Raw genomic sequence first — 4,325 nt, forward strand, 5'->3', positions numbered from 1 at the left:
ATGTAATATTTGCTGTCAAATTCTCTGGATAAACAATTTCATAGTCTTTAGCTTTATCGCCAACAAGAGAAACATTGTATACAACAACTTTAATGTTGTTTCCAACTTCTGCGCTTTCAAACTTTGCAGATCTTTCCTTGTCATATGATAGCTTTACATCCTCGTCGATAAGCCCTGAAATAACCGGGTTTTTGATATATGCGACAGTTGTTCCGTCGTAAACTTTATCTTGGATATTTACGCTCAAATATGCCTTTTTAGGATGTATTGTGAGATAATTTTCAGTTAAAATTACATTGTAGTTGACATTGTTAAATGCACTAACTAATCTGTATTTTCCAACTTCGTCATTTCCCTCTTTTGAAACGCCTCCGAGGAGCACATCTCCACCTAGGAGCTCTCCTGAAGTAATTTCATATTTAAATGTTGGAGTGATATCTCCATAAGTCTTTTCATAGTCATAAGTCTTAACATAAATATCAATTGGCTTAATTACAAAACTTCCTTTTATAAAGTTGATTTTATAATTTCTTCCTAGTGATAAGTTGCTTCGAATGTCGTAAGTTCCCGCATTGTCCCCGCTAACTCTGTAGATATTTCCTGTAAACTCATCGCCTTCAAGAATTGTTCCACTTTGGATTACATATGTAAGTTCTGGGTCTTCTTCCCCATAAGTTTTTTGTTTGTCCTCAGCAAGGATTGTTATTTCTCTTCTTTGAATTGTGAAATATGCAGGAATAAATGTGATTTCATAGTTGTCATTTGAAAGAGTTGAAGAGATTAAGTATCTTCCTGTCTTTTCATAAGCCTTTGGATCAACAGCTGTAACAGGTTTTTCTCTCTCCAAAGTTCCTTCTAGCGTGTCGCCTTCGCATAGGCTATCACTAAGAGTGTATGTGAGCTTTGGATCTTCCTCTCCATAGACTTTTGTGAGCGCGTCTGCTGTAATAGTGAGCGGACGTTTTTCAATTATAAATGTTCCCGCAATAAAAGTTAAAATGTAGTTGTCATTTGCTTTCAAGCTTCCCTGTAAAATAGCATATTCTCCAGTAGCTTCCCCTTCCTCACGGGAAAGTGTTCCTTCAAATTGATCTTCACCTTTAAGAGCTCCATTTGTGATCGTAAATGTGAGCACGCCGTCTTTATTTCCATATTTCTTTGTTATGGTGTCAGCTTTAATTTCAATTTCAACTTTCATAACATTAAGTTTTCCTGGAATAAAGTCGATTATATAGTTTCCGCCGAGGCTGTAACTTCCAACTTGGATTTCATATTCACCCGTTCCTTCTCCATCTTCACGTGTCATTTTCCCAACTTCAATGCTTTCAATTTCGTCATCGTTTTCTAACTTTCCTTCAACAATTGAGATTGTGAAAATTGGATCAGCTTCGCCATATTCCTTGTATTTGTCATCAGCTTTAACTGTAATATGTTTTGGAGAAATGCTAAACTTAGCGTTCTCAAAATTAATGTTGTATCTTGGGTCGTTCAAACTCGTATATGTGATTGTGTAAGTTCCAACGTTTTCCCCATATTCTCTCTTAAGTTTGAGGGATAATTTATCTCCATTGACAACGTTTTTAGCTGTATAGCTTAGCTCTGGATCTTCTTCCCCATAAACTTTTGAAGAGTCGTTGGCTTTAACTTCAATATCTCTTTTTGAAATAAGCAAATATTGTTCTTTAAAGCTCTTAATTGTGTAGTTCTTAGGACAATTTAATGTTCCAATCTTAATTAAGTATTTTCCTGGATTCTCCCCTTCTTCTCTCTCTAAATTTCCTTCAAAAAGATTTTCTGGTGTGTCATCATATTGTAACTTTGATAAATCCTTGATTTCAAATCTTAAAACTGGATCATTTTCGCCATAAATTTTCTCACAAGCAAATGATTCAAGTTCAATTTCTTGTCTTAAAATCGTGTAATATGCTTGGTTTTTACTAATTATGTTATAATTTTTGTTATTTTCGTTTGTAATATCATTCAAGTGAATTTCATATTCTCCGGCATCTCTTCCGCTCTCTCTTTCAAGGCTTCCAACAAGAACTTCACCCTCGAGCAATCCTTCACTTGTGTATGTTAAAGCAACATCATCGTCCCCATATTTTATTGTCTTGTCTGCAACTGTAACAAAAACATCTTTTCTCTTAATTGAAGCTTTAAGCTCTCCAAAGATTTCTTCAATCGTATAGTTATTGAGTCTATCTCCAAAGAAATATGAATTTTTGATAATGATCTTTTTGTTATCTCCAGCACTTGCATTTTCAAATTCCATTGTTGCATTAAACTCAATTTGATCTCTACCTGCTATGTTTGAAAGGAAGTATGAATAATTGGCTGAAGTATTTCCATCATAAACTTTGTCCTCAATTGTGATGTCAAGGCTCATCTTTCTTGATGATATTACAAGCTCACTTCCCGTGAAACTTTCAATGTTGTAATTTATGTTTGAAAGTGTCCCTAAACTGATCTTATATACTCCGACATCCTCACCTTCTTCTCTTACAAGTTTTCCTTCAAGAGGTTCGCTGTCAATTAAATTTGTTGCAGAGTATTCAAACTCTGGATCATTTTCGCCATAAACTTTTTCTAATTTTTTTGCTACAACATTAATATTTCTCTTGCTAATTACATATGTTGCCCCGATAAATTCAATCGCATAGTTTGGATTATTAAGAGTGTTTTGTCTGATTGTATATGTTCCAGCGTCTGTGCTGTCAATAGCAATATTCCCGCTCAAGCTATCATTTTCCAAAAGACCTTCACTGTCGTATTCTAAGTTTATTTCATCTCCAAAAACTGACGATCCTTTCTTGGCCATAATTTTTAATGCTCTCGGCTTAATTGTAGACTTAAACACAGTTCCATCCGTGATCAATGTATAATTATCTTTACTCTCCCCTATAAGAGAGATATAATCAAATCTTATTTCTCTTTCACCTGCATTATAGTCAGTGAAGGATATCCTTAAATCTAATGCTAAGTCGTCATTCGCAACTTTATTTTTAATTGTGTAAGATGTAAGCTCCGCATCTGTTGTTTTATCATAAATCTTTTCTGCAACTTTGATGTTTTCAACCGAAACTTCTCTTTTGGTAATTGTATAGTAATGTTGCTCTTGCAGAATACAATTGTAGTTTGGATTTTTTGTATTTAATTCTCCAATATTGATGAGATAGCTTCCGATGTTTTCGCCTGGCTCTCTTCCAAGTTTTCCTGAAATGGCGTCATCGTCCGCTTCATATGGAATTGCATCGTCGATATCTCCATAAGTCTTTGTCATATCACGTGTCGTGATTTTAACTTCTTTCTTTCGAATTGTCCCTACAACATCTGGAATGTTTGTTGATCCTAAGATATATAGTCCTGCGTCAGCTCCTGCAAGTTCTGGATAACCTTCATATGAAACGTGTTTGTTCTCTCCGACTTGCGCGTCGACGTACTTTGCTGTAAGTCCGCCCATGTATACATCGTGTCCAGATTCAATTCCGTCGAATATAAATCTGCAATCAGCGATAGCTGAGCCGTCATAAACTTTTTCGTCTAACTCTACACCAGAAACAAAAATATTCTTCTTCAAAATGCACTTGATATCGTTTGTTTCCTGAACAGTGTATAAGACTCTTCTTGAAGTGTAAATTTCGCCATTAATTTCCCATTTGATAAATTTGAATCTTTCTTTTGGCTTAACGCTAAGTGTAATTTTTTGTCCAATATGATAAGATCCACTTCCGAAGAAATCCGCAGGATATTCGAAGTCTTTTTGGATTTTTACATCCATTTGTTTTGAAACAATAGTATATGTCTTTGGAGCTGATTCAACATATCCGCCCTCAATACTATCTTTTTGTGATTTTGCAATGATAGTAACTGTTGCGTCTACATTTTCATCTGTAAAATATATGTATCCATCAATAATTTCAGCATATTGAGCTCCCTCTATGATCTCATATTGTGCCTTGTGAATCGTTCTGTAATATTTAGCATAGTTTGTGTTAGTTGTGAGCTCTAATGCTTCGTTTGTAGCGGCTAATTTTAAGACCTGCCCTGGGCCAACTTTTTCAGTCGTTTCTGTAATTTGCACGCCACTAATTATTGTTTTAAATACTAACTTAGGCTCAACGATTTTATACTTACTCTTGCTTAATCCTGAACCTTGTCCAAGGGTTGTAAAGTAGAAGGTTATAAAGTTTTCGCTGTCAACCTTGATGTAATTTGTTTTGACCCACTGTTCAACATTTGTTCCATTTTCATTACTGTTAGATTGAGCTGTCTCAGCTTTATCGCCTTGCATAATTCTAAGCTCTATATTTGAGCTATCTTTATTT

Annotated in this window: 1 protein-coding gene; it reads right to left on the reverse strand. The window is 35.0% G+C overall.

The features are described from left to right. Positions 1-4,325, reverse strand: a 4,325-nt coding sequence (locus tag BWI44_RS14650) for an MBG domain-containing protein (protein WP_286814755.1), incomplete at both ends; no start/stop codon positions are given.

This window comes from Bacteroides sp. Phil13 (assembly GCF_001940965.1).
GTDB classification, from domain to species: Bacteria; Bacteroidota; Bacteroidia; order Bacteroidales; family Bacteroidaceae; genus Bacteroides; species Bacteroides intestinalis.